Genomic DNA, 22,333 nt, shown 5'->3' with positions numbered 1-22,333 from the left:
TGCACGAGGGGTGGCTGACGATACGAAGGGCGGCTGACTCGCCTCAGTCGTCGTCGTGGTCGCGCGAGATCCCCGGCAGCAGCGTGGATCCGCCCCGGAGGGCGTCCATCGCGCCGGGCACGTCCGCGACGCGGCGCAGGGTGCGCTGCCGGTAGCGCCAGATCATCACGGCGCCGAAGCCCCACAGGAGGAACTGGGCGCTCATCGCGATCCGGAAGTCGTCGAGGGTGTAGGTCTCCGGCCCCCCGGGAGCGAGCCGATCGAGGATGAGGCCGATGAGGGCCATGGTCAGCAGCGAGGCGACGAAGCCGCCCATGTTCACCACGCCGGAGGCCCGCCCGTAGCGCTCGCTGCGGTGAAAGCTGCGGGCGAGGTCGAAGGCGATCATCGAGCCGGGACCGCCGACGGCCGTCACCGACACGAGGATGACGAGCAGCCACAGCGGAGCGGGGTTGGGCAGGAGCAGGACGACCGCCCAGACGAAGGAGATCGATCCGACGACTCCCAGCGCGATCATCGAGCGGTAGTAGGGCAGGCGCCCGGTGTAGCGGCCGATGAGCGGCCCGGCGATGAGCGCGACGAAGGTCATGAGGGTGAGCAGGCCGGAGGCCGTGGTGGGACTGAGCCCCTGCCCCGAGACGAGGAAGGGGTAGCCCCACAGCAGCGCGAAGACCGTCGGCGCGAACTGGGCGGTGAAGTGCACCGAGAGGCCGAGCCGGGTCCCCGGGTCGCGCCAGACCTCGGTCAGGCTGTGACGAAGGGCGCGGATCTTGATCTTCTCGGCCGCGCCCCTCTCGTACGGGGAGTCCTTGATCACCGCGACGACACCGATCGCGAGCACGACACCGAGAGAGGCCGCCCCGGCATAGGTCGGGGTCCACCCCCACCGGTGGAGGGCCGCGCTCAGGGGGACGGCCGCGATCACGGCCCCCATCTGGCCGATCATGCCGGTCAGCTGGGTGATGACCGGCGCCTGGCGCACGAGGAACCACAGGGCGATCAGCCGAAGCAACGACGTGAAGACCATGGCGTCGCCGGCGCCGACGAGGGCCCGGGCCGCGAGCCCCGTCCCGAAGCTCTCGGCGGTCGAGAACCAGAGCTGCCCGGCGGTCATGCAGACCAGCCCGGAGAGGATGAGCGCGCGCGACCCGAAGCGGTCGAGCATGACCCCGACGGGGATCTGCATCGCGGCGTAGACCGCGAGCTGGAGGACGGTGAAGGTCGCGAGCTGGCTGGCGTTGATGCCGAAACGATCGGCGGCGATGAGCCCTGCGACACCCAACGAGGTCCGGTGGAAGATCGCGAGGACGTAGACCGAGAGCGCAGTCCCCCAGATGGCGTAGGCGCGACGCCGTCCGATGTTGTGCAGCTGTACGGTCCCGGTCACTCGGTACATGGTACGAATCGAGCGGCCCTGCCATGAAGCCATCTCGCCCGTCGACCGCGGACGCCGCTGTCCGCCCGCGCCGGAGGTGGGCTAGCCCCAGCGGGCGAGCAGGTACTGCACCCCGTAGGGCGCCTCGTCCGCGAGCACCTCGCCCGCCATCCCGGCACCCGCTGCGGCGAGGACCTGCAGCGCGGGTCGGCCGCGCATCCACAGCCGCTCACAGACGGCCGGGTCGAGATCGGCGAGCGTCGCAGCGTCCGCGGCGGCCAGGGCACGAGCCAACCCCCGGGCGAAGGGGGCGGCGTCCGGCTGGAGGTGGCCCGGCGCCTTCTCGGTGAGCGTCGCCGGGCCGTCGGCGACGACGAGGAGGACCGTCGGCTCCGCGTCGGCCAGCCAACGGCCGAGCGCCGCACACTCAGCCGGTGGCGCGTCGGCGGCGATCGACTGCAGGACCAGTTCGCCCCCACCGGAGGGGGCGAACGAGCGCCCGATCTCCAGGTCGGTCGGCAGCGCGCCCTCCGGCACGCGTCCGGTGGTGAAGCGTGCCGCCCCGGAGGGGGCAGCCACCGGCCAGGTGCGGGTGGACTCCGCGGCACCGATCACGACAAGGCGGGGATCACCCTTCGCCCGGGTCACGGTCTCCAGGACGAGCCGCCGGGCCCGTTCCCGGAGGCCGGACAGGGGGTCGGCCGCTCCGCCGATCCCCGGCAGCAAGGCCGGTGCCGCGGGGACGACCACTGCCGCAACAGCGCTCACGCGAGCCCTCGCATCGTGCGCGCGGGCGCCCGCTCGCCGCGCAGGGTCGCGACCATGTCGAGGACCTGGCGGGTCTCCCCGACCTCGTGCACGCGGTAGATGCGCGCGCCGAGCCACGCCGAGACGGCCGTCGTCGCGAGCGTCCCGACGAGCCGTCCCTCGACCGGCCGGTCCAGGGTCTCGCCGACGAAGTCCTTGTTCGACAACGACACGAGGACCGGCCAGCCGGTGTCGACCATCTCGTCGAGCCGGCGGGTCACCTCGAGGGTGTGGTGGGTGTTCTTGCCGAAGTCGTGGGCCGGGTCGATGACGATCGACTCCGGGGCGACGCCGGCGCTTCGTGCCCGCTCGGCGTACCCGAGCACACCGTCGAGGACGTCCGCGACGATGTCCCGCTCGAAGCCGGTGCGGAAGGGACGCGTGCGTGGGGTGACGCCGCCGGTGTGCGTGCAGATGATCGCGGCGTCGTGCCGGGCGGCGACGTCGACGAGGGACGGGTCGGCGCCGCCCCAGGCGTCGTTGAGCACGTCCGCGCCTGCGCGGCAGACCTCCTCGCCCACCTCTGCCCGCCAGGTGTCGACGGAGATCACGAGCTGCGGGTACGCCTCGCGCACCCGGGCGACGAGCCCGGCCACGCGGTCGATCTCCTCCGCGACGTCCACGTCTTCCCCGGGGGCCGCCTTGACCCCGCCGATGTCGACGATCTCCGCCCCCTGCCCGACGACGAGGTCGACACGCTCCATCGCCGTGTCCTCGGCGAAGGTGGCGCCCTTGTCGTAGAAGGAGTCCGGAGTGCGGTTGACGATCGCCATCACGAGCATCGCGTCGTCGGCGAAGGGGTGCCGGCCCAGCCTCATCGCTCCCCTCCCGCGTAGCCGCTCTGCTCGATCGCCGGCGGGCGCTGGGCGAGCGGGACCCCGCGGGTGCGCCAGCCCCCTTCGCGGGTGAACTGGTGCAGCTCCTCCGCGGCGACGTCCACGGGTGCCACCCCACCGCCGCACCGGGCACGGACCACGGCGAGCAGCTCGGCGGCCATCACGGCGAGGTCGTGGTCCTTCTGGTGGCGGTGGGCCCGCGAGCCGAGGTCGACCTGGGCGATCGCGTCCAGCCCGTGGCGGGTGCGGGTGTCGATGAGCGAGGCGATCTCGACGCCGTAGCCGGTGGGCACGACGAGGGTCTCCATGAGCGATCGGCGGGCGGCCCACTCCCCCGCGAGCGGCTGGACGACACCGGCGAGCTCCGGCCACCACAGGTCCAAGACCGGCCGGGCGACGAGCTCGGTCACCCGGCCGCCCTCGGTGCTCGGCGGACGCCCCTCGACGTCGAGGACCCGGTCGTACCAGCCCTTGACGAGCAGGGTGGCCGGGTCGGCGATGAGCGCACCGACGAGGCCCGTGACGAAGTGGGGTCCCCACGCCGTGAGGTCGGCGTCGACGAAGACGAGGTGGTCGCCGGAGGTGACGAAGAGGGACTTCCACAGCGCCTCCCCCTTGCCCGGGTGGCTGCCCAGGTGGGGGGCGATGTCGGCGGAGCGGTGCACGGTGGCGCCGGCGTCGGCGGCGACCTGAGCCGTGGCATCGGTGGAGTCGGAGTCGATGACGACGAGCTCGGCGACGAGCGGTACCGCCTCGACGAGCTCGCGCCGCAGCACGGAGACGACCTCGCCGACGGTGTCGGCCTCGTTGCGTGCGGGGATGACGACGCTGACCTGCTCCCCGGACTTCGTCAGGGCGGCGACGAGCGCCTCGGCCGTGAAGTCCTCGTGGACATGGCTGCTCGCGGCGAGCCAGTCACGGGTCGCTGCCTGCATGGTGCGTGTGCCTCTCCACGGGTGGGAACCGGCGTGGTCCCGGCCTCATCGTATGCAGGCATCATGGGACGCATGCGACGACTCCTCGCGATGTTGCTCCTGCTGCCGCTGCTGCTCGTCGCGGGCTGCTCGGACTCCGGCTCGGCACTCTCGCGCGCGGAGAGCACCGGCATCCTCACCGTCGGGGTCGTCGACAACCCGCCGCGGGCGGTGCCCGAGGACGACGGCGACGTGAGCGGCTCCGACGCCGACCTCATCAGCGGGTACGCCGACTCCATCGGCGCCCATCCGAGCTGGCAGGTCGGCGAGCTCGACGCCCTCGCCGCGGCGGTCGAGCGTGGCGAGATCGACGTGATCATCGGCGCGGATGGTGCGACGGACGACCTGTTGGCCACTGCAGACCCGGTCGTGCTCGTCGGCGAGGGGGAGCAGCCGCTCAAGAAATCGCTCGATGCCTGGCTCGCGGACCGTGGGTAGCGTCCACCCGCCCAAACATGGCCTGTGCTCGAACTCTGGGGCCTGTGAGCGACAACCTGCCATGTCGGGACAGAGCTGGCGGGGGGACTCGAATCCCCAACCCCCTGTTTGCCTTCTGCGATCTTCACGTGCCTGCTCGCGCTCTCGCTTCTCCCCATCATTCTGGCGATCACTTCACGGCTCGGCGCACTCGGCTCGGTCAGGATCGGGCGAGGTTCCCAGATGAGTGGAGGCCAAAGTGGAGGGGCGGCCACACGGAGCCGCCGACCCTGTAGCGGAGCAGAGGAGCCTGCCGGAGTGGCCGGGTCAAGGGTGGACAGAGTCCATCACGTAGTGACGCGCAGCGCTCTTGATGCGGTCCGGAGGTGGGCGGAGAGTGGAGCGGAGGGTCGGAGGCGTGAAGGTGACGTCATGGCGGTGGTGACAACGTAGCTGCTCAGCGAAGGGAGCGGCGCTCGGGGTGACTCCTGGGCGCCGCTCCTTCTGTTGTGCCGTGCGGGCTGAGGTCCGACGCCGAGCCCGGAACGGCCGGAGGCCGCATGCCCGGCACGGCGGCGGGCCGAAGGCCCGCCGGCTCGCGCCGGAGGCGCGCTTGAGTCAGTGGAGAAAGTTCTCACCATGACCTAATCTTCAGCATGGGAAAAACTTGGCCACGTGACCGGTACGACGGCCCCGGTGGGGGCCTCTACGCAGGCAGCGGAGGCGGCCTCGATCCCTATAACGGTGGTGGTGCTGACTCTTACAACGGTGGCGGTCTAGACCGCTACAACGGTGGCGGCCTGGACGCCTACAACGGCGGCGGCCTGGACGCCTACAACGGCGGCGGCCTGGACGCCTACAACGGCGGCGGCTTGGACCGCTACAACGGAGGCGGACTGGATACCGGCCCGGGTGGCGGCATGTACGCAGGACCCGGGGGTGGGCTATACAACGGTGTCTGCGCCAACCCCTACCGGTCATGCACGCCACCCATGCACGTGTTCATCCCGGAACTGCGAGCCCGGGGATACGCGCAGGAGGCTGACCTGTTGGCACGAGCTCACGGACTGAACCTTTGAGTGAGCGCCCGCGTGTGATCGGCCCCGCCTGGATGCCGAGGATGCCGGCCGTTGTCGGAGGGGGCGATTAGTGTCACAGGCATGAAGCGCCATCCCACTTCCGCCGCAGGCCTGCGGAGGAGTCTCACCAACTACAAGACACTTTTCTCCGTCAGTGTGATGGTCGTCATCGGCCTCTCAGCCCTTGCGTCTGGGACGGTTACGTGGGCACCGAACCTCAGTTCACTGAAGTTGGTTGTCGAACAAGTAGGAGCACTACTGGTCGCAACGGGCGCGTTGGCGATTCTTTGGGAGTTGCGAGGCAAGCGGGACTTGGTAGACGAAGTTCTAGCCAAGGTTGGGGTCGCAGACGACGTCAAGGAGACGGGGATATTTCGCGCCTCCATGGACTGGAGAGTCGTACCGTGGAGTGAGCTGATAGCCAATGCCCGCGAGATTGATATCCACATTTCCTACGGAAGCACATGGCTATCTACGCATAGCGCGGAATTGAAGGATTTCTCACTTAAGCGCGGCAAGAAGTTGCGATACCTACTTCCAGACCCCGAGGACGCGGAAACAATGTCCGTCCTAGCTTCGCGGTTCGACTACACTCCGGAGATAGTTCAAGGGAAAGTGCGCGAGGCGGCACGGGATGTCGCCGAACTCTCACGGCAAGGCAAGGCCGACATTCGCATCTGGTATCGAAAGGGCGCACCCACCTTTACCGGATACCGCTTTGATGACACTTATGTGGTCACGTTATACCAGCATCGCACGGAACGAACCCCCGTTCCGACGCTGATGATCTCAGGAGGGTCATTCGGGAAATTCTTCTCGGAAGATCTGGACTCCATTGTTCAACAAGGCCACGAGGTGCCATGGAGTGACGTGATTGAGGAGATGAAATGATTACGACGCAGGAACCCGTTGTTCTGCAGTTCGGGGATATAAGCGCCAAACTTGACTCGGCTATGCGCGAGGTAGGTCTGGTCGGTTGGGACATTGAAACTGACGGATTAGACTTCAGGAAGGATGCGATCCGTACTTGCCAATTGTTCGTTCCAGGGCATGAAGTGGAAGTGGTTCAGCTCGCTCCGGGCCGCACGCCACACCGACTCGTGGAGGCACTTGGCTCCGAGAGAGTCTTCACGCTTTTTCACCACGCGATGTTCGATCTTCGATTTATGCGATACCAGTGGGGCGCAAGAGCGAGGAACGTGGGCTGCACAAAAATCATCTCGAAGACCGCCCTCCCACACCGGAAGGAGCACAGCTTGGCTGGTCTTACCCGAGAGTTCCTAGGGCACACCATGGACAAGACTGAGAGACTCTCCGACTGGGGCAGCAGTAAATTGACCTCCGAGCAGATTGCGTACGCAGCAAACGATGCAATCGTTCTGCCGGAACTGTACGAGCAACTATGGAGGCACGCCCGCGAGAGAGGCGTTGGCGACCTGATTGAGCGCTCATTCAGTTATATCCCGGTTCGCGTAGAGACTGATATTCGCGACTGCGGAGACATCTTCTCGTACTGAGGGGTCATGCCGTGCTCGTCCGAGCACCTATGACTGCCGATGCGCGTACGCGCTTCTCATCGTGGCGCTACCCGTCAATCGGTCCGCTACAGTCGTCAACCCTATCGGAGGAACGAGACGAGACGTTGTCTCGCCTGGCCATTGCGGACTTGCCACCCTAGGAGCCCCAGCCGTGGATCGTTGTTAGGTGCTTCCCCAGTCCGACGCTACTCAGGAACGCGTGGGGGCAGCGGTGACACCAATGCAGTTCGCTTGCACATTCCCAAGTCAGGAAAGTCGCCGGCCACCACCACAGATCCATCTGAACAGGTGACTGGATGCCCTCGTACTCCAGCGCCTTAGCCCACACTGGGGCGAGGGCGCTGAGGTCGGGTCCACCTTTCACGGATGCACGCTATCTGAACTCTCAGCATCCGGCGATCGCCACTCGCCTCTACGCTCAGGCCCTATGAAACGGGGAGAACAAGAACACACTGAGCGAAGCGCTACCGTGAGCTTCTAGCTACTGACGGTTGCCTTGATAGTCGCGGTCGGGCTCGTCTTCGGACCGTACTTCGTGTGACCACCCAGGCACATACAGCGGAGGCTGGTTATCGACCTGTCCGACGGAGACACCAGGCTCGTGCACCGGACCACCGAGAAAGCCGTGCATGGCATTAAAGGACAGCGGCCGTCAGATCCCTCAAGAACCTACTGAGTCAGGACAAATTGCGCACCGAAGAACGCTTTATGTCACTCGATTCGAGCGTCCGTCAACCAACCAAATCTGTGTACATGCGGCGCAGACCCTGGCGATAGGGCGAGGACCTCGCCGACCTCGACGCGGACCTGTGGTTCGTCATTCTCCCCGACGAATTCGAAGACTCCCACCGCTACGGTTGTATCCGGTACGCGAGAAAGTCCGTCCTTTGGTTCTGCCGCTCGCGTCGATACCACACTGCTACGCGAGTCAAACAGAATTGCCTCTTCCTCAAGGACTGGCGTTTCTATACAGGTCAGTTCTCGCAGGCTCTCCTGAAAATCTTCCGCATACCAGTCCCCATCGAGGCCGCCGAAGGGTATCGCAAAGATGTAATTCTGAGCCTGTTCGCCCAACGAGCGAACAACTCCCTCGATTGCCTCGATGGTGGGGTTATGAATGCTCGAATCGCCGGCCTTTAGCTGCTCTAGAATCTTTCGGTCCTCACCGGCCACCATAGAGCGTCCGATAGTGTTTCCGAGATCTTGAGGATCCGCGTAGGTTTGATTGAATATTTCATCAACAAAGAAGTGCTTGGATACGCGGAAGTTCAAGCCAAGGACTGAGTCTTGTTGAAGACTTGCATGTGCATCGTCTGCTAGGTTCGGGATGCACTCTGCAATACGAAGTCCTGCATTCAACTCATCACTAATGCCCTTGTGAAGTAGAGCAACTCGTTCTTGAGATAGCTCTTGGGCCGAGAGGCGGTCATTCTCTCGACTACCCCATTCTTCAATCGCCGCCTCGAGCCGCTTCATGAGATCCTCCTCTCTCGGCGTTCTCTTCGGCTCCGGCTTCTCCTGGAGGAGACGGAGGAAGCGCTTGTAGTCATCTACAACATCGTGCTCCAAGGTGGAGGGGAGTGAATCGAATGTGGAGAGAAGAGACTTCACCTGCACAGCATCAACGTACCCGGAAAACTCTAGAATTTGCGCCTCGCCAGAAAGCGACAACTCCACTTCCCACATGTCCCATCGGCTGAACTCCGAGGCCGCCCGATCAGCAATCGCTCGGGCCTCCACAATCTCTTTCGGCGATCCGTGCAGAGCCAAAAGGGCGCGCAGCCCGGGGTCATGCGCTGCGCGGATATCTTTTTTATCTTGGAGATACTCGAGCCAGGCAGAAATTACAAGCTGTCCGGCGCGCACTTGGCCTTTTGCGTGGGTAGAACCAGAAAACTTAAACAGGCCAGTTAGCGTCTTTGCCGCCAATGACGCTGACTCCGTATCCCCACAATCACTGGCATCCTTAACGATATCTACTATGGCCCACACTCCCCTTGCTTGGAGCTCATATCGATCCTTCTCATTGATAGCGAATCCATGCTGCGTAAGACTTCTGAGCGTTGACACTATCCCTAAAGGGATATCCCTGAAGTCTTCATTCTGATTTCGGATTACCTGAAGCCATATCCGCCTGAAGCTCGTTAGACTATGTTCAACGTATTCAATTGGACCACTCCTAGCAGCCTCATAGGTGCGCTGTGTCGCTTGACGGACGAACATTTCACATGCGCGACGAGACAACAACGCATCCTGTTCGACCTCGGCTGTGCTGCGGTAGAGCCAGTCGCGTCGCGTAAACGAAGACTTTCGAGTCGCATCGGTCCCTGAATCCGTGAGCCAGACTTCACGTACCACGCGCCCCAGGAGTTCTAGGGACCTTTCTGCTACGGAATACGCTCCCATCCGTAGATGAACACTTATTGCATCCTTAATTGTGGATATCTCACGGTTCGTCATTTCATACACGGTTACGAAATCAGGACGCTCAAATTCGAAACTCGACTGCAGCAGTCGGACGAGCTCGACTTCAGTTTCTTCGTCTAGTTTCTGCGCGGTTTTCACCGTAAATGCCGTGTCACCCGCTCTAGTTCGATCCCCAGATTCTACGAGGAGCGAAAAATGGGGTTTCGTGTAGGCAACGCCTTGATCAGGCCCGTCGTCACTAGACGGCTTGGGGTCTAGTGACATCATCGCGCGGCGCACGACTGAGGGGCGAATCCTTTTAACAACTTGCTCAACGCGTGGCACCGGTACGCGCAATGTCTGACGGGAGGTGCCGAGCGTGCCCGAAACTGGGCCGACCTGGAAGAGACTTTCTAACTCTATGCGCTCTTCAGAGGACTGGCTAAAAGGTGAGGCTAGACGGCGCACGATGGCCCCCTTCAGCGAACTCGATACCACTTCGTCCAGTACCGAGGGGGTTCCAAGCAATTTAATCAGGTTCAGGTAGGAATGAGCTAAGAGACCGACTGTAAACGCAAACCATAGAGTCGACACGACCAAGCCGATATCAGTGGAGAGCCATAGCGCTTCTACGCCTATAGTGACATTGCCTGCCAACCCCACTCCAGCAAACCATCCAGCTCGGACGTAATGGAGGATATGATTCCGAGATGCGCCGATAGCAAGCGGATTCTCCGAAAAGAGTTGCGCGGCTACTGCAAGGCCCGCAAACCCAACAGACAGGAAGGTCGTCTGAACTTGCCAGAGAACCATGTCCCCGGCTCCCTTAGCAGGGATTCTCGGGCACCCGCCATGCGCACATTGGATGTGCATGACAACAAGAAGAGCCAAGCTCAATGAAAAGGCGATTGTCAGAGTGAGGACGATCCGCTTCATTTGGCTCGAATTCCTTCAAGGTTAGAGTAGTGCCAGGGGCGTATCATTCGAGCCTAGGCTCAGGGGCAGCCATGGCGATCGCATGGATTCGCTCTTCGTCGCCGTAAGTGTGGCTGAAGGACCCTAGAGCCACCCATCCTTGCCTTTCATAGAGAGAGATCGCATCTCGGTCCTTCTCCATAACATCGAGCGTGAGCCTCAGTCCCATGGCCCGCGCCATCTCCTCAGCTTTCTCAACCATCTCTCGGCCCAACGATCGCCCACGTGCTGCCGGGGCAACAAAGAGGCGAACTAGAACGGCAATGTCATCCAGGGACATGCCCTCCGACGCTGCCAGCATGGCAGGCGCGGCGTCACCTTGCCCAGGCCGGGTGATGCCGAAGTGTCCGACAGGATTCCCGTCAAGAAGTGCCGTCCATTGCCCCAGGGCAGCTGGTAGATGCAACCACGCTTGCGGGTTATCGACGCCTTCTACCGGATAGCCATCTGTCGAGTGCACCTGGATCAGCGCATCTGCAAGACCTTTAATGTCAGCAGCGACAGTTGGCCGTATCTCCCTGCTCATTCATCCACCCTCATGGTGTAGTCGAGGCCGGAGTAATCGGCGCGCATGGTGAACTGCGTGACTTCAAAGGGCTGCCGGTCCTGGTCTAGCCCGGTGTGGAGCACGACGAGAACGGGAACGCCTTCGGGGAGACGCAGGCCGTTTGCCTCGTCCAGCGTGGGCATCCGAGCTGTGACCTCCTCGCGGGTGTACGTGACCTCGTGGCCCAGCTCGCTGAACCTCGCATAGAGATCACCCTTGCCGAGGTTGTCTCCCTCCGCGAGTTCAGATCCATCGGCAATCGACCAGGGGACGAAAGTGACGCCGACCTGCATCGGCTCGTCGTCGGCGAAGTACCAGTTCTCCCGACGCACGACGCTGGCCTCCTCCGCGCTAACGCCCAGGCGCTCGGCTACTTCGGGCGGCGGTACGACGCGACCAATTTCCTTCAGGAAGGCATTGGGGACCCGATCCTGCGCAGCGACTTCGGCGTGGAAGGGAGAGACGCCGGTCTCCTCACGCAACTTCTTCGAGTAGCGCCACTGACCGAACCGCATCAGGCGCGGCTTGGTCCGGACGAAGACACCCTTCCCATGATGGGCGGTCACCAGGCCGGACTCGGCGAGCTGGCGCACCGCCTCGCGCGCAGTGTTGCGGGCCACTGCATGCTCCGACGCCAGCGCACGCTCCGATGGTAGTCGGTCGCCTGGCTGGAACTCCCCTGACTCGATGGCGGCCCTCAGTGCCGCAGCCACCTGCCGGCTCGCCGTCCCCTGCCCCTGGGGCGACACCTTCTTTTCGTCCATTCCGTCAGTGTAGACGCCTGGCTTAAGCCACCTGTTGACACTGGCTTGAGCCAGTTGTAGCGTCCTCACCACTGGCTTAAGCCAGTACTCATCGAGTGAGGAGCAAGTCATGGCAATGCAGCGTCGATTCCCGGTCGGTCACGCGGACGTCTTCCCCGCGGGTGCGTTCTTGAAGGGAGGTGTGGAGCCGGTCGGTGACTTCAACGCAGACAAGCGTCCGGATGGGTCGAGGCCGCAGCAGCTGGACAAGGACTCGGGACTGCCGATGTGGCAGGTGACGGTCCTGGACGCGGATGAGGAGGCGGGCAAGAAGGGGACGGCGCTGTCGGTCAAGATCGCGGCGAAGGTGCAGCCGGTGCCTCCGGAGAACACGACGCCGTTTCCGTGGACTCCGGTGGAGTTCGTGGGCCTGACGGCTCTGGCGTATGTGGATGACAACGGCAATCGGCCTCGGCTGGCGTGGTCTTTCCGGGCGGAGTCGTTGAAGGCTCCGGTCAAGGCTCCTGCCGGGGCGGGTACGTCTGCGGAGAAGGTGGCGTGAGATGGCCCGGCCGGTGGGTGCAGCGGCGTGGGCGTCCGCGCTGGGGGTGCCGGAGAGCGACGTGCCTGGCTTGTTGTTCGGTCTGGTGCGTGCGCTGCGGGGCATCGATGAGCAGGTGATCAAGGTGCGCAGCCTCGTCCATTCGGGTCCGGACCCCGATCTGGACACGGCTCTGCTGGTGATGGAGCGGGCGGCGCACGAGGCAACGGCTCAGGTCGAGGACGCCCACCGGGAGGTCGTGCGCCATGCGTGAGCACCCGCAGCGGGCCCAGGGCGGTCTTGGCGATGACGTGGTTTCTGTCGTCGTTGAGGCCGCCCTGCGTGCTGTTTGGCTCATGGTCCGGGCGGCGGTGTGGCTCGTGGTGTGGGTGGTGCGTCACCCGGTCGGCGCCCTCGTCGTGGTGGTCGCTGTCGTGCTCTGGCAGACGGTGAGCCCGGCGCTCGTGGCGGTCCTCGTGGTCGCCGTTGTCCTTGGCTTGTTGGTGTGGCGGCTGGCGGCTCCCGCTTCGTTTGCTCGGCTGGCTCGTCCTCGGATCTCGCTGGCGTGGCGGACTCCGGTGTACCGGGCGTACTTCCCGCATGTCGCCTCGCGGTGTGGGTTGGTGGTCACGTCGATGACCGAGGGTGACGCGGAGCGTGAGCTGGCCACGCTGCGCCGGGTGCAGGTCACTCCGGCTGGGATCGAGCGGCTGTTGGTCCGGGTGCCGGTGGGTCTGACCTTTGATGACGTGGCGGCTCGGGTCGAGGCGGTGGGGCAGGCGTTCGGCTCGACCTCGGCTCGGGTGGTGCGTGATCGGCCCGGGCGGGTGTGGATCGAGTTGATCCGGCGTGACGTCCTCGCGCGGGTGGTCGCGCCGATCGCCTCGTCGGGCACGGATCTGGCTCGGCTTCCGGTGGGGTTGGCCGATGACGGCGACCCGTGGCGGATGCGGCTGGCGGGCACGCACACGCTGATCGCTGGTGCGACGGGTTCCGGGAAGGGCTCGGTCCTGTGGTCGCTGCTGGCGGGGCTGGCTCCGGCGCTTCGGGATGGCTGGGCACAGGTGTGGGCCATCGACCCGAAGGGAGGGATGGAGCTGGGTCTTGGTCATGGCTGCTTCGCCCGGTTCGAGGGTGGCGACGCGGAGGCGATGTGCGATCTCCTGGAAGCCGCGGTGGCGGTCAAGGCCGAGCGGGCAGCGTGGTTGGGAGCCATCGGGCAGCGGGTGCACTCCCCCACGCCGGATGACCCGCACTTGGTGATCGTCGTGGATGAGTTGGCGACCTTGACCGCCTTCGCTGAGCGCGCCGTGACCCGTCGTATCGATCAGGCGTTGGGTCTGCTGCTGACGCAGGGCCGTGCCGTGGGTATCAGCGTGGTGGCTGCGGTGCAGGACCCCGGCAAGGACGTGGTGACGTGGCGGGATCTCTTCCCGACCCGGATCTCCCTGCGGGTGGACAACCCGATCCAGGTCGACATGGTGCTCGGCGAAGGCGCACGAGACAGCGGTGCTCGGGCCGACGAGATCAGCGAACTCCAGCCCGGTGTCGGGTACGTCCGGGTGGAGGGCACCCGAGCAATTCGCCGTGTGCGGGCCGCTTACCTCGCCGATGCCGACGTGGTGGCGCTCTCGGAGAGCATCCCGGCACAGGCGCCGCTCGGGCAGGTCGAGGAGCCCGATCGGGGCGGTGAAGTCGCATGAGAGGGACACGGGGCGCGAAGGTCGGCGAAGACGCGGGCCGGGACGTGCGACAGCGGCTCTACGGCACTCCCGTGGGCGGGGTGAAGGCTTCTCCTGGACTGGCGTCGCGTCTGGATGCGTGGGGATGGCGCGTGGAGGGCACCTGCACGGACGCTGTCGACAATGGCGCGGCGTGGTTCGCCCAGGACGGTTCGCTGGCTTCACGTGCCGCGCGGCGGGCCTGTGGTTCTTGCCCGGTGCAGCGTGAGTGTCTGGCATCGGCGCTGTGGTTCGGCGAGGAGTACGGCATCTGGGGTGGCGCGACCCCGGGGCAGCGCGAGGCGATGAGCACGCGGCTGATTCGCGGAGAGTCCCTCGACGGGATCGTCGGGTGGGGCGTTGCTGGGGACCGGGATGCGACGGGTTGACGCTGTGCCCTCGGTCGGGGCTCCGCGCGCCGGGTTCCCGGGGTACAGCGAGGCGTCACCGCTGGACTTCGATGGTCTTGGGGCAGCGGCTCGGCAGGGGATGGTGGAGCGTCTCGTGGGCGGCACCTTCGATGCGTGGGCGGATGCGGCTTCCCGGGTGGGGCATTGCGCGCACCCGATCAAGCTGGTGGGTTCCTCCAGCCGGGTGGACCGGGCCACGGGTGAGGTGACCTCCACCTATTCCTCGCGGCACGAGCCGTTCGGGGTGACGTACGTGCGGTGCGGCAACCGGCGGGGGAGCGTCTGTCCGGCGTGCTCGCGGATCTATGCCCGCGACACCTTCGAGATGATCCGGGCCGGGGTCGTCGGCGGCAAGAGCGTGCCGGAGCAGGTCAGCGGCAACCCGTTGGTCTTCCTGACGCTGACGGCTCCCTCCTTCGGTCCGGTCCACGCGGCGAAGGGCGGGCAGCGGTGTCGTCCTCGGGATGGGCACGCGGTGTGCGAGCACTCTCGTTCGGTGGCGTGCTGGCAGGCGCACGAGGGCGATGACCTCGCTGTGGGGACGCCGATCTGCCCGGAGTGCTACGACTACGCGGCGCATGCCATCTGGCAGTGGTGGGCACCCGAGCTGTGGCGTCGCTTCACGATCACGACCCGCCGGGTGATCGCTCGGGCGATGGGTGTCCCGGACTTACGGCTGGGCGAGGTGGCGACGTTGCAGTACGCCAAGGTCGCTGAGTATCAAGCGCGGGGTGTGGTCCACTTCCACGCGCTGGTCCGGCTGGATGGCCCCAAGACGCTGGAGGGGTACGCGCCTGCCCCTGCCTCGATCACTCCCCTCGTGTTGGCCGGGTGGCTCGAGGAGGCCGCCGCTCGGGTGCACTTCGACGCCCCGCCGTGCGCTGGCCATGACGCGGGCCGGTTGCGCTTTGGCGCCCAGGTCGATGCTCGCTCGGTGACCGCGACCCGAGGCGATGACCCGCACGCTCCCTTGGTGGGTGAGCAGGTGGCCGGCTATCTGGCGAAGTACGCGACGAAGGCGGCTTCGGACACGACCGATCCTCGGCGTGGGTGCGGGCACTACCGGCGTCTGCGCGCCACCATCGATGACCTCGCGGACCACCGTGTGGCCGGTGATGGCTACGAGCTGATGGGCAAGTGGGTGCACATGCTCGGCTTCCGGGGGCACTTCTCCAGCAAGTCGCGGCGGTACTCGATCACTCTCGGTGCCCTACGTCGTGCTCGGGCGCGGTGGCAACGCATCGCCACCGACAGCGCCCGTGACGGTCGGCAGATGCCCGTCTTGGACTTCGCGGACCTGATCGCGGACGACGAGGAGGAAACCACGCTCGTCGTCGGCTCGTGGAACTACGTCGGCACTGGCTGGGACACCGCCGCGGATACCGCCCTGGCGCTTGCTGCGGCTGACCGTGCCCGCGCTTACGACCAGTGGCGGGCCGAGACCGCATGGAGAGCATGACAAGTGGGACGACACGAGAGGCAAGGGATTCAGATGTGCAATCGACATGACCCGCTGTGGAAGGTCACGGACGTGGCCGAGTTTCTGGGGGTACCGGTGCAGACGATTTACGAGTGGCGGTGCAAGGGCGGGGGTCCGCCTGCCTACAAGGTCGGGCATCTGTTGCGCTATAGCGAGAGCGTGGTCTTCGCGTGGCTCGAAGAGCAGACGGCGTGAGTCGTGGGACGGCAGGGTCTGGCCCCGGGCGAGTGGGGGTCGATATCGACGGTGCGCGTGGAGGGCACGACGGGGGTGGTGTACAAGAGCCGGGCTTGGTACCGGGGATTCGATGGTCGCCGTCGTCGGATGGAGCGCTGGGGTCGTTCGCGGGCGGCGTCACAGCGGGCGTTGACCACGGCGCTGCAGGATGCGTCGGTCTCGGGTGTAGGGCGCTTGTCGGCTCAGGACACCTTGGAGGAGGCGGTGCGGCAGTGGTTGGAGGATCTGGAGCAGCTGGTGCGCATGGGTGAGCGGTCACCGGGCACCGTGCAGACCTACCGATGGCAGTGGAAGCGCAATGTTTCCCCTTCGCTGGGTGGGCTGCGTCTGGGTGAGATCACGACTCCGGTGGTCGACCGCTTCTTGGTGGATCTGCATGAGCGGGTGGGATCGGCGACCTCTCGCACGGCGCGTGCGGTGATCTCCGGGGCGATGGGTCGGGGCCGTGCGTGAGGGTGCGATCCGGTTCAACCCGACGCGGGAGGTTCGCCGGTTGAGCAACGCTCCTCGTCGTCGTCCTCGGGCGCTGACCGAGCAGGAGCGGGCGGCGTGGTTCTTGTCGGTGACTCGCGATCCTCAGGCGGTTTCGCGTGACCTACCGGACCTGTGCGCCTTCATGCTGGCGACCGGGCTGCGGTTGGGTGAGGTCGTCGCGGTGATCTGGTCCGAGGTCGATCTGGAGCACGGGGCGGTCGAGGTGACATCGACGCTGATCCGGATCACCGGGCAGGGCCTGATCCGCAAGACCACGAAGTCAGCTTCTGGTCAGCGTCGGCTGTCTCTGCCGGGGTGGTGCGTGGCGATGCTGCGGCGGCGTGCTGAGGTCGGGGTCGGCCCCGATGAGCCGGTCTTCGGCACGATCGACGGAGGTTTTCGTGAGCCGCGTACGGTCAGCCGATGGCTTCACGAGGTCCGCGCGGACAGTGACCTGGAGTGGGTGACCTCGCACGCATGGCGCAAGACGACGGCGAGCATCCTCGACGGGTCGGGGGTGACTGCGCGGATGATCGCCGACCAGCTCGGCCACTCACGGGTGTCGATGACCCAGGACGTCTACCTGGGGCGCGGCGAGCAGGATCCTCGGGTGCTCGCGGCGCTCGAAGCGGCGAACCCACGGCCCCCTTCGCTACCCCAAAGTGGAGGCGAAAGTGGAGGCTTGGACGACTTAGAGGGCGGTGAGTGACGTGTCTGCCCTGCTCAGAGAGCTGGCGGGGGGACTCGAACCCCCAACCCCCTGTTTACAAGACAGGTGCGCTGCCAATTGCGCCACGCCAGCAGTGCCCGGACGCGAAGAACGGGACCGCGGCATCGTAGCGCGACTGTGCTCCCCTCCCGATGGCGGAGTCAGTCAGGCCAGGGTGAGGAAGAGCTTCTCCATCGCGGCGCGATCGTCCTCGTTGATGCCATCGGGTGAGGAGAGGCACTCCTGCAGACCCGAGGCGACGATGGCGAAGCCAGCGCGGTCGAGGGCCCGGCTGGCCGCGGCGAGCTGAGTCACCACGTCCTTGCAGTCGCGCCCTTCCTCGATGAGGCGGATCACCCCGCCGATCTGTCCTTGCGCCCGACGCAGCCGGTTGACGACCGGCCCCATCTCCTCCATGTCCAGGTTGACCATGGCGCGTGTTCCTTCCTCTTCGGTGGGGTTCAGGCGACCTGGGCCGGCAGTGCGGCCAGGGCGGCGTCGAGCCGGGTGCGCGCGTCCTGCGCGACCCCGGTCAGCTCCGAGTTCTCCGTGACGCTGACCAGCACCTCGGGGTCGACGGCCTCGACGACGGTGCGGTGCTCGCTCTCCGCCCGCACGACGACGTTGCAGGGCAGCAGCAGACCGATCGACGCCTCGCGGGCGACGGCCTGCTCGGCGAGCTGGGGCCGGCAGGCGCCGAGGATGACGTGGGGCTCGATGTCGGTGCCCAGCTTGGCCTTGAGGGTCGCGGCGAGGTCGATCTCGGTGAGGACCCCGAAGCCTTGGTCGGCCAGCGCCTCGCGCGTGGCGGTCAGCGTCTCGGCGAACGGCGCGTCCACCGTGGCGGTGAGTGCGTACTGCATGGTGCTCTCCCTTCGTCTTGCGCCCGGGTGGGCGCGGCATCGGACTACGTGAGCCCACTCTCGGACGGTACCCCGTCCGTGGCTGGGCCATGACCTGTGGCGACGCCCTCCGCGAGAGGGCCGCGCACGATTGACAGCATACCCCTGGGGGTATTAATTTGTCACTCAAGACAGCTCGACCAACGCAGTCCCCAAGGGAAGGACGTCACATGCAGCAGCCGACGATCGTCACCATCGAGACCCCGAGCCTGGGAGATCGCTCCTACCTCGCCCACGACGGCGAGGCCGCCTTCGTCGTCGACCCGCAGCGGGACATCGACCGCGTGCTCGAGGTCGCCGACGAGGCAGGCGTGCGCATCACCGATGTCTTCGAGACCCACCTGCACAACGACTACGTGACCGGCGGGCTGGCGCTGGCGCGTCAGCTCGGCGCCCGGTACCACGTCAACGCCGAGGACGAGGTCTCCTTCGACCGGGAGCCGATCCGCGACGGGGACGTCGTCGAGATCTCCCCGACGATGCGTGTGCGAGCCATCGCCACCCCCGGCCACACCTTCACCCACCTGTCCTACGCGGTGGAGTCGATGGCCGACTCCGAGGTGGTCGCGTCGGCGGTCTTCACCGGCGGGTCCCTGCTCTTCGGCGCGACCGGCCGCCCCGACCTGCTCGGCGAGGAGCACACGAGCACCCTCGTGCACCACCAGTTCGCCTCCATCAACCGGCTCGCGGACGAGCTCCCCGAGCACGCGGAGGTCCTGCCGACGCACGGCTTCGGCTCCTTCTGCTCCGCCGGGTCCACGGGCGGCGCCACCGAGTCGACCATCGGCGAGGAGAAGCGCGCCAACCCCGCGCTCACGCAGGAGGAGGAGCAGTGGGTCGCCGACACCCTGGCGGGTCTCGACGCCTACCCCGCCTACTACGTCCACATGACCCCGGCCAATGCGGCCGGCCCCAGCGCGCCGGACCTCGACACCCCCGAGCGCGCCGACAAGGACACGCTGGCTGCCCGCATCGACGCCGGTGAGTGGGTCGTGGACCTGCGCACCCGCACCGCCTTCGCCGCGGGCCACGTCACCGGCACGACGAACTTCGGTCTCGACGGGCAGTTCTCGACCTACCTCGGGTGGATCATCCCGTGGGGTGCGCCGGTCACCCTGCTCGGTGAGGACGCCGAGCAGGTCGACCAGGCCCAGCGCGAGCTGGTGCGCATCGGCGTCGACCGCATCTCGGGTGCCGCCACCGGCGGGCCGTCCAACTGGACCGATCGTCCGTTGGGCGAGCTGCAGCGCGCGGTCTTCGCCGACCTGTCCCAGGTGCGCCACCACCGTCCGGTGCACATTCTCGACGTCCGCCTCGCCGGCGAGTACGAGGACAGCCACATCGAGGGCGCCCAGAACGTGCCCATCGGCGAGCTGCTCGAGCGGATCGACGAGATCCCCGAGCGCGAGCTGTGGGTGCACTGCGGCAGTGGCTACCGGGCCTCCATCGGGGCCTCCGTCCTCGCGGCCCGTGGTCGCGACGTCGTCCTCGTCGACGACGGCTTCGGCGAGGCCGAGGCAGCCGGCCTGCCCATGACCAGCGCCAGCTGAGCGCCGTCACCACCCTCGACCGAAGGAGACCACCATGTGCCGTCGCGCCACCTGCCGTGTCTGCGGCAAGACCACCTGGGCCGGTTGCGGCCAGCACGTCGACCAGGTGATGCAAGGCGTGCCCGGCAGCGATCGCTGCCCCGGCCACGCCGACAGCCCGAAGGGGGATCGCGCTCCGGCCTCGTCCGGGCCGTCCCGCCCGCTGCTCTCGCGCCTGTTCGGCCGCGGCTGAGCCGTCCACAACTCCGCCGGGGGCGAGTACCCCCCTGCCTCGTCCCCGGCGGTCCCACCAGGAGCCACCCGTGCCCCTTGCAGTCATTCCCCTCGCCCTCCTCACCGGCCTCGCCCTCGGCGCGCTCGGTGGTGGCGGGTCGATCCTCGCCGTCCCCGCCCTCGTCCACGTCCTGGGCCAGGACCCGGTCACGGCCACGACGAGCTCGCTGATCATCGTGGGCATCACCTCGCTCCTCTCGCTGCCGGCGCACCACCGGGCGCAGCGGGTGCGTTTCGGCCAGGGCGTCACCTTCGGTCTGCTCGGGACGGCTGGCTCGTTCGCCGGGTCGGCCGCCTCCCGGGCGGTTCCGGCGGCCGTCCTCATGACCGCCTTCGCCGCCCTCATGGTGCTCGTGGCCGTCCTCATGCTCCGGCGAAGCCTCTCCGGCTCGTCGCAGAGCGCGGACGTCGGTCCACACGAGCCGATCATCACGCTGCACCCGCTGGCCTGCGCCTGTCCTCGACTGGTCAAGCTCGTGGTCGCCGCCACGGTCGTGGGACTGCTCACCGGCTTCCTCGGTGTCGGCGGCGGATTCGTCCTCGTGCCTGCCCTCGTGCTCGTCCTCGGCTTCACCATGCCCGTGGCGGTCGGGACCTCCCTGCTCGTCATCGCCATCAACAGCGCCACGGCCCTTGCCGCACGGACGCAGCAGGGGGTGGGCGACCTGGACTGGCCGCTGATCCTCGGCTTCGCCGCGGTCGCCGTCGTCGGCAGCCTCATCGGCAGCAGGGTCGCCGACCGGATTCCGGCTCAGCGGCTCTCCCAGGCCTTCGCCGTCCTCGTCCTGGTCATCGCCGCCTTCACCGCGGTGCAGTACGTCCCGGACCTGCTGGCCTGACCCCCTTCCCCGCAGAACCACCCCGAATCCCGAAGAAAGGCACCATGAGCACCACAACCACTCGCCCCACCACCCTCGGCGCCACCGATGTCCGCACCTGGCTCGACCAGCCGTCGGCGCCGCGCATCATCGACGTGCGCACTCCCGGTGAGTTCGCCACCACCCACATCCCCGGCGCCTACAACGTGCCCCTCGGCCTGCTCGAGGAGCACCAGCGCGAGCTGGCACAGCACCTCGACGAGGACATCGTCCTGGTGTGCCAGTCGGGCGCCCGCGCGACCCGCGCCGAAAAGGTCCTGGCGCAGAGCGGCCCGTCCACCCTGCACATCCTCGAGGGCGGCATCACCGCCTGGGAGAGCGCCGGCGGCGACCTCGTGCACGGCGAGCAAGGATGGGACCTGGAGCGTCAGGTCCGCCTGGTCGCCGGCTCCATCGTCCTCACCGGCATCCTCGCCAGCACCGTCGTCCCGCAGGCCAAGTGGGTCTCCGCCGGCATCGGGGCGGGTCTGACGGGGGCGGCGCTGACCAACACTTGCGCCATGGGCATGCTCCTGTCGAAGCTGCCGCACAACCGGCGCCACGACCCCGCACCGGAGACCGTCGTCGCCCAGCTGCGCGCGGGCCGCGTCTGAGCGACCCCGCCCGGGCCGGGCAGCGCTCCCGGCACTGACCCTCACGCGAGTGGGAGCACACCTGGTGCTCCCACTCGTGTCGTCTTCAGCCTCAGAGGACGTGCCGGTTGAGGTAGGTCTGCAGCCGGCTGGTGGTCTGCGGACCCCACTGCCCGTCGACGGAGGCGCCGACCTTGCGCTGCAGCGCCCGGGTGGTCAGCGGGCCGACGACACCGTCCTGGGCGGTGCCGACCCTGCGCTGCAGGGCCTGCTTGTCCCCGACGTCGAGGTAGCCGTTCATCGGGCGACCGCCCCACTTCTCGATCGCGGCATTGGTCTTGGGACCGCGGACGCCGTCGACGGCGAGCTGCCCGCCGGTGGAGGTGGTGGGCGTGCGTGACGTGTCGCGCGAGGGCCGCTGCTCACCGCTGTAGGGGTTGACGGCCAGACCGTTGGCGACGGTCAGGCCCGCCTTGCGGGAGCACACCGGCCAGGCGCCCGGCCCCTGGACCTTCAGCACCTCCTGGGCGATCTCGATCTGCTGACCCTTCGTGGCCCGGTCGGCCGTGTACGCGTACTTCTGGCCGCCGAAGCCCTTCCAGGTCTGGTAGGTGAATTGCAGGCCGCCGTAGAAGCTGTTGCCGGTGTTGATGCTCCAGTTGCCGGTCGACTCGCAGTGCGCGACGCGGTCCCACACGGTGCCGGAGGCCCCGGCGTTCGAGGCGACCACCAGGCCGCCCGCCGCGAGGGCGCCCACGGTGGCGGTGGCGCCGGCGACCTTGAGGCGACGACCGCGGCGCGAGGCCGGCTGATCGGGAAAGTCGTTGGTGCTGAACATGAAGAAGTCCCTTTCGGCTGAGCACGGGCAGGGGCCCCGCGCAGGTCCGAG

At 66.8% G+C, this 22,333-nt stretch carries 25 protein-coding genes and 1 tRNA gene; 15 read left to right on the top strand and 11 right to left on the bottom strand.

Annotated elements, in window-relative coordinates:
* Positions 1-43: 43 nt before the first annotated feature.
* From ACR9E9_RS04780 to ACR9E9_RS04765, 4 genes are all read right to left on the bottom strand, one after another.
* A complete protein-coding gene (locus tag ACR9E9_RS04780) occupies positions 44-1,396 on the bottom strand; it encodes an MFS transporter (RefSeq protein WP_435202217.1) in 1,353 nt (450 codons plus the stop codon).
* An 81-nt stretch (positions 1,397-1,477) separates the two neighbouring features.
* Positions 1,478-2,143 carry a hypothetical protein gene (locus ACR9E9_RS04775; RefSeq protein ID WP_435202215.1) on the bottom strand — a complete coding sequence of 222 codons (666 nt, stop codon included), beginning with the start codon at positions 2,141-2,143 and terminating at the stop codon, positions 1,478-1,480.
* Complete coding sequence (gene folP / locus ACR9E9_RS04770) at positions 2,140-3,000, bottom strand: dihydropteroate synthase (protein WP_435202213.1); 861 nt, start codon at positions 2,998-3,000, stop codon at positions 2,140-2,142. Before folP ends, ACR9E9_RS04775 begins: the two co-directional genes overlap by 4 nt.
* A complete protein-coding gene (locus ACR9E9_RS04765; RefSeq protein WP_435202211.1) occupies positions 2,997-3,953 on the bottom strand; it encodes a glucosyl-3-phosphoglycerate synthase in 957 nt (318 codons plus the stop codon). Before ACR9E9_RS04765 ends, folP begins: the two co-directional genes overlap by 4 nt.
* A 72-nt stretch (positions 3,954-4,025) precedes the next feature.
* Here ACR9E9_RS04765 and ACR9E9_RS04760 point away from each other — a divergent pair, with 72 nt between their 5' ends.
* The 3 genes from ACR9E9_RS04760 to ACR9E9_RS04750 all read left to right on the top strand — a co-directional run bounded on the left by ACR9E9_RS04760 (position 4,026) and on the right by ACR9E9_RS04750 (position 7,005).
* On the top strand, positions 4,026-4,430 hold the full coding sequence (locus ACR9E9_RS04760; RefSeq protein WP_435202209.1) for a transporter substrate-binding domain-containing protein: 405 nt from the start codon (positions 4,026-4,028) through the stop codon (positions 4,428-4,430).
* Between the two features lie 1,139 nt (positions 4,431-5,569).
* Positions 5,570-6,379, top strand: a complete 810-nt coding sequence (locus ACR9E9_RS04755; protein ID WP_435202207.1) for a hypothetical protein — start codon at positions 5,570-5,572, stop codon at positions 6,377-6,379.
* A complete protein-coding gene (locus tag ACR9E9_RS04750) occupies positions 6,376-7,005 on the top strand; it encodes a hypothetical protein (RefSeq protein WP_435202205.1) in 630 nt (209 codons plus the stop codon). The genes ACR9E9_RS04755 and ACR9E9_RS04750 overlap by 4 nt, the downstream gene beginning before the upstream one ends.
* Before the next feature lie 732 nt (positions 7,006-7,737).
* Here ACR9E9_RS04750 and ACR9E9_RS04745 read toward each other — a convergent pair.
* From ACR9E9_RS04745 to ACR9E9_RS04735, 3 genes are read right to left on the bottom strand one after another with little or no spacing between them, the layout of a single operon-like run.
* Entirely contained in the window at positions 7,738-10,368 is a 2,631-nt protein-coding gene (locus ACR9E9_RS04745) for a hypothetical protein (RefSeq protein ID WP_435202203.1), read from the bottom strand.
* Between the two features lie 43 nt (positions 10,369-10,411).
* Entirely contained in the window at positions 10,412-10,933 is a 522-nt protein-coding gene (locus ACR9E9_RS04740) for a GNAT family N-acetyltransferase (RefSeq protein WP_435202201.1), read from the bottom strand.
* On the bottom strand, positions 10,930-11,718 hold the full coding sequence (locus tag ACR9E9_RS04735; RefSeq protein WP_435202199.1) for a GntR family transcriptional regulator: 789 nt from the start codon (positions 11,716-11,718) through the stop codon (positions 10,930-10,932). Before ACR9E9_RS04735 ends, ACR9E9_RS04740 begins: the two co-directional genes overlap by 4 nt.
* Before the next feature lie 109 nt (positions 11,719-11,827).
* On the opposite strand from ACR9E9_RS04735, the gene ACR9E9_RS04730 reads away from it, so the two are divergent.
* The 8 genes from ACR9E9_RS04730 (at position 11,828) to ACR9E9_RS04695 (ending at position 17,269) form a co-directional block, all read left to right on the top strand.
* Positions 11,828-12,259 (top strand): plasmid replication, integration and excision activator, encoded by a 432-nt coding sequence (locus ACR9E9_RS04730; RefSeq protein ID WP_435202197.1) that lies wholly within the window; start codon positions 11,828-11,830, stop codon positions 12,257-12,259.
* Position 12,260: 1 nt separating this feature from the next.
* Positions 12,261-12,512: a hypothetical protein gene (locus tag ACR9E9_RS04725; RefSeq protein WP_435202196.1), complete on the top strand. Its 252-nt coding sequence runs from the start codon at positions 12,261-12,263 to the stop codon at positions 12,510-12,512.
* Entirely contained in the window at positions 12,505-13,941 is a 1,437-nt protein-coding gene (locus ACR9E9_RS04720) for an FtsK/SpoIIIE domain-containing protein (protein ID WP_435202195.1), read from the top strand. Before ACR9E9_RS04725 ends, ACR9E9_RS04720 begins: the two co-directional genes overlap by 8 nt.
* Complete coding sequence (locus ACR9E9_RS04715; RefSeq protein ID WP_435202194.1) at positions 13,938-14,348, top strand: WhiB family transcriptional regulator; 411 nt, start codon at positions 13,938-13,940, stop codon at positions 14,346-14,348. Before ACR9E9_RS04720 ends, ACR9E9_RS04715 begins: the two co-directional genes overlap by 4 nt.
* Positions 14,335-15,828 (top strand): replication initiator, encoded by a 1,494-nt coding sequence (locus tag ACR9E9_RS04710; RefSeq protein ID WP_435202192.1) that lies wholly within the window; start codon positions 14,335-14,337, stop codon positions 15,826-15,828. The genes ACR9E9_RS04715 and ACR9E9_RS04710 overlap by 14 nt, the downstream gene beginning before the upstream one ends.
* 72 nt (positions 15,829-15,900) lie before the next feature.
* Positions 15,901-16,044: a helix-turn-helix domain-containing protein gene (locus ACR9E9_RS04705; RefSeq protein WP_435202190.1), complete on the top strand. Its 144-nt coding sequence runs from the start codon at positions 15,901-15,903 to the stop codon at positions 16,042-16,044.
* Between the two features lie 57 nt (positions 16,045-16,101).
* Positions 16,102-16,539: a hypothetical protein gene (locus ACR9E9_RS04700; protein ID WP_435202188.1), complete on the top strand. Its 438-nt coding sequence runs from the start codon at positions 16,102-16,104 to the stop codon at positions 16,537-16,539.
* A 40-nt stretch (positions 16,540-16,579) separates the two neighbouring features.
* Positions 16,580-17,269 carry a tyrosine-type recombinase/integrase gene (locus tag ACR9E9_RS04695; protein WP_435202186.1) on the top strand — a complete coding sequence of 230 codons (690 nt, stop codon included), beginning with the start codon at positions 16,580-16,582 and terminating at the stop codon, positions 17,267-17,269.
* 20 nt (positions 17,270-17,289) lie between these two features.
* On the opposite strand, the gene ACR9E9_RS04690 is transcribed toward ACR9E9_RS04695, so the two are convergent.
* The 3 genes from ACR9E9_RS04690 to ACR9E9_RS04680 all read right to left on the bottom strand — a co-directional run bounded on the left by ACR9E9_RS04690 (position 17,290) and on the right by ACR9E9_RS04680 (position 18,132).
* Positions 17,290-17,362 (bottom strand) — tRNA-Thr (locus ACR9E9_RS04690).
* A gap of 72 nt (positions 17,363-17,434) precedes the next feature.
* Positions 17,435-17,701 carry a metal-sensitive transcriptional regulator gene (locus ACR9E9_RS04685; RefSeq protein ID WP_435202184.1) on the bottom strand — a complete coding sequence of 89 codons (267 nt, stop codon included), beginning with the start codon at positions 17,699-17,701 and terminating at the stop codon, positions 17,435-17,437.
* 29 nt (positions 17,702-17,730) lie between these two features.
* Entirely contained in the window at positions 17,731-18,132 is a 402-nt protein-coding gene (locus ACR9E9_RS04680; protein WP_435202182.1) for a DUF302 domain-containing protein, read from the bottom strand.
* Between the two features lie 209 nt (positions 18,133-18,341).
* Here ACR9E9_RS04680 and ACR9E9_RS04675 point away from each other — a divergent pair, with 209 nt between their 5' ends.
* From ACR9E9_RS04675 to ACR9E9_RS04660, 4 genes are all read left to right on the top strand, one after another.
* Positions 18,342-19,721, top strand: coding sequence for an MBL fold metallo-hydrolase (locus ACR9E9_RS04675; RefSeq protein WP_435202180.1), 1,380 nt, complete (start codon positions 18,342-18,344; stop codon positions 19,719-19,721).
* Between the two features lie 34 nt (positions 19,722-19,755).
* Positions 19,756-19,953, top strand: a complete 198-nt coding sequence (locus ACR9E9_RS04670) for a hypothetical protein (protein ID WP_435202178.1) — start codon at positions 19,756-19,758, stop codon at positions 19,951-19,953.
* 70 nt (positions 19,954-20,023) lie between these two features.
* Entirely contained in the window at positions 20,024-20,833 is an 810-nt protein-coding gene (locus ACR9E9_RS04665; RefSeq protein ID WP_435202176.1) for a sulfite exporter TauE/SafE family protein, read from the top strand.
* A gap of 44 nt (positions 20,834-20,877) precedes the next feature.
* Positions 20,878-21,465, top strand: coding sequence for a rhodanese-like domain-containing protein (locus ACR9E9_RS04660; RefSeq protein WP_435202174.1), 588 nt, complete (start codon positions 20,878-20,880; stop codon positions 21,463-21,465).
* A 91-nt stretch (positions 21,466-21,556) separates the two neighbouring features.
* Here the strand turns inward: ACR9E9_RS04660 and ACR9E9_RS04655 are convergent, their stop codons facing one another.
* Positions 21,557-22,282, bottom strand: coding sequence for a transglycosylase family protein (locus ACR9E9_RS04655; RefSeq protein WP_435202173.1), 726 nt, complete (start codon positions 22,280-22,282; stop codon positions 21,557-21,559).
* Positions 22,283-22,333 lie beyond the last annotated feature (51 nt).

The sequence above is a fragment of the Janibacter sp. GS2 genome (assembly GCF_051200835.1).
In the GTDB taxonomy this organism is placed as follows: Bacteria; Actinomycetota; Actinomycetes; order Actinomycetales; family Dermatophilaceae; genus Janibacter.
The sequence above is the reverse complement of the archived record's forward strand: the minus strand, read 5'-3'. Positions and strand labels throughout refer to the sequence as shown.

Excerpts from the sequence above, each read along its gene's own strand:
- ACR9E9_RS04780 (WP_435202217.1), bottom strand. The coding sequence starts at position 1,396 with ATGTACCGAGTGACCGGGACCGTACAGCTGCACAACATCGGACGGCGT.
- folP (WP_435202213.1), bottom strand. The coding sequence starts at position 3,000 with ATGAGGCTGGGCCGGCACCCCTTCGCCGACGACGCGATGCTCGTGATG.
- ACR9E9_RS04765 (WP_435202211.1), bottom strand. The coding sequence starts at position 3,953 with ATGCAGGCAGCGACCCGTGACTGGCTCGCCGCGAGCAGCCATGTCCAC.
- ACR9E9_RS04760 (WP_435202209.1), top strand. The coding sequence starts at position 4,026 with ATGCGACGACTCCTCGCGATGTTGCTCCTGCTGCCGCTGCTGCTCGTC.
- ACR9E9_RS04755 (WP_435202207.1), top strand. The coding sequence starts at position 5,570 with ATGAAGCGCCATCCCACTTCCGCCGCAGGCCTGCGGAGGAGTCTCACC.
- ACR9E9_RS04750 (WP_435202205.1), top strand. The coding sequence starts at position 6,376 with ATGATTACGACGCAGGAACCCGTTGTTCTGCAGTTCGGGGATATAAGC.
- ACR9E9_RS04745 (WP_435202203.1), bottom strand. The coding sequence starts at position 10,368 with ATGAAGCGGATCGTCCTCACTCTGACAATCGCCTTTTCATTGAGCTTG.
- ACR9E9_RS04740 (WP_435202201.1), bottom strand. The coding sequence starts at position 10,933 with ATGAGCAGGGAGATACGGCCAACTGTCGCTGCTGACATTAAAGGTCTT.
- ACR9E9_RS04735 (WP_435202199.1), bottom strand. The coding sequence starts at position 11,718 with ATGGACGAAAAGAAGGTGTCGCCCCAGGGGCAGGGGACGGCGAGCCGG.
- ACR9E9_RS04730 (WP_435202197.1), top strand. The coding sequence starts at position 11,828 with ATGGCAATGCAGCGTCGATTCCCGGTCGGTCACGCGGACGTCTTCCCC.
- ACR9E9_RS04725 (WP_435202196.1), top strand. The coding sequence starts at position 12,261 with ATGGCCCGGCCGGTGGGTGCAGCGGCGTGGGCGTCCGCGCTGGGGGTG.
- ACR9E9_RS04720 (WP_435202195.1), top strand. The coding sequence starts at position 12,505 with ATGCGTGAGCACCCGCAGCGGGCCCAGGGCGGTCTTGGCGATGACGTG.
- ACR9E9_RS04715 (WP_435202194.1), top strand. The coding sequence starts at position 13,938 with ATGAGAGGGACACGGGGCGCGAAGGTCGGCGAAGACGCGGGCCGGGAC.
- ACR9E9_RS04710 (WP_435202192.1), top strand. The coding sequence starts at position 14,335 with ATGCGACGGGTTGACGCTGTGCCCTCGGTCGGGGCTCCGCGCGCCGGG.
- ACR9E9_RS04685 (WP_435202184.1), bottom strand. The coding sequence starts at position 17,701 with ATGGTCAACCTGGACATGGAGGAGATGGGGCCGGTCGTCAACCGGCTG.
- ACR9E9_RS04680 (WP_435202182.1), bottom strand. The coding sequence starts at position 18,132 with ATGCAGTACGCACTCACCGCCACGGTGGACGCGCCGTTCGCCGAGACG.
- ACR9E9_RS04675 (WP_435202180.1), top strand. The coding sequence starts at position 18,342 with ATGCAGCAGCCGACGATCGTCACCATCGAGACCCCGAGCCTGGGAGAT.
- ACR9E9_RS04670 (WP_435202178.1), top strand. The coding sequence starts at position 19,756 with ATGTGCCGTCGCGCCACCTGCCGTGTCTGCGGCAAGACCACCTGGGCC.
- ACR9E9_RS04660 (WP_435202174.1), top strand. The coding sequence starts at position 20,878 with ATGAGCACCACAACCACTCGCCCCACCACCCTCGGCGCCACCGATGTC.
- ACR9E9_RS04655 (WP_435202173.1), bottom strand. The coding sequence starts at position 22,282 with ATGTTCAGCACCAACGACTTTCCCGATCAGCCGGCCTCGCGCCGCGGT.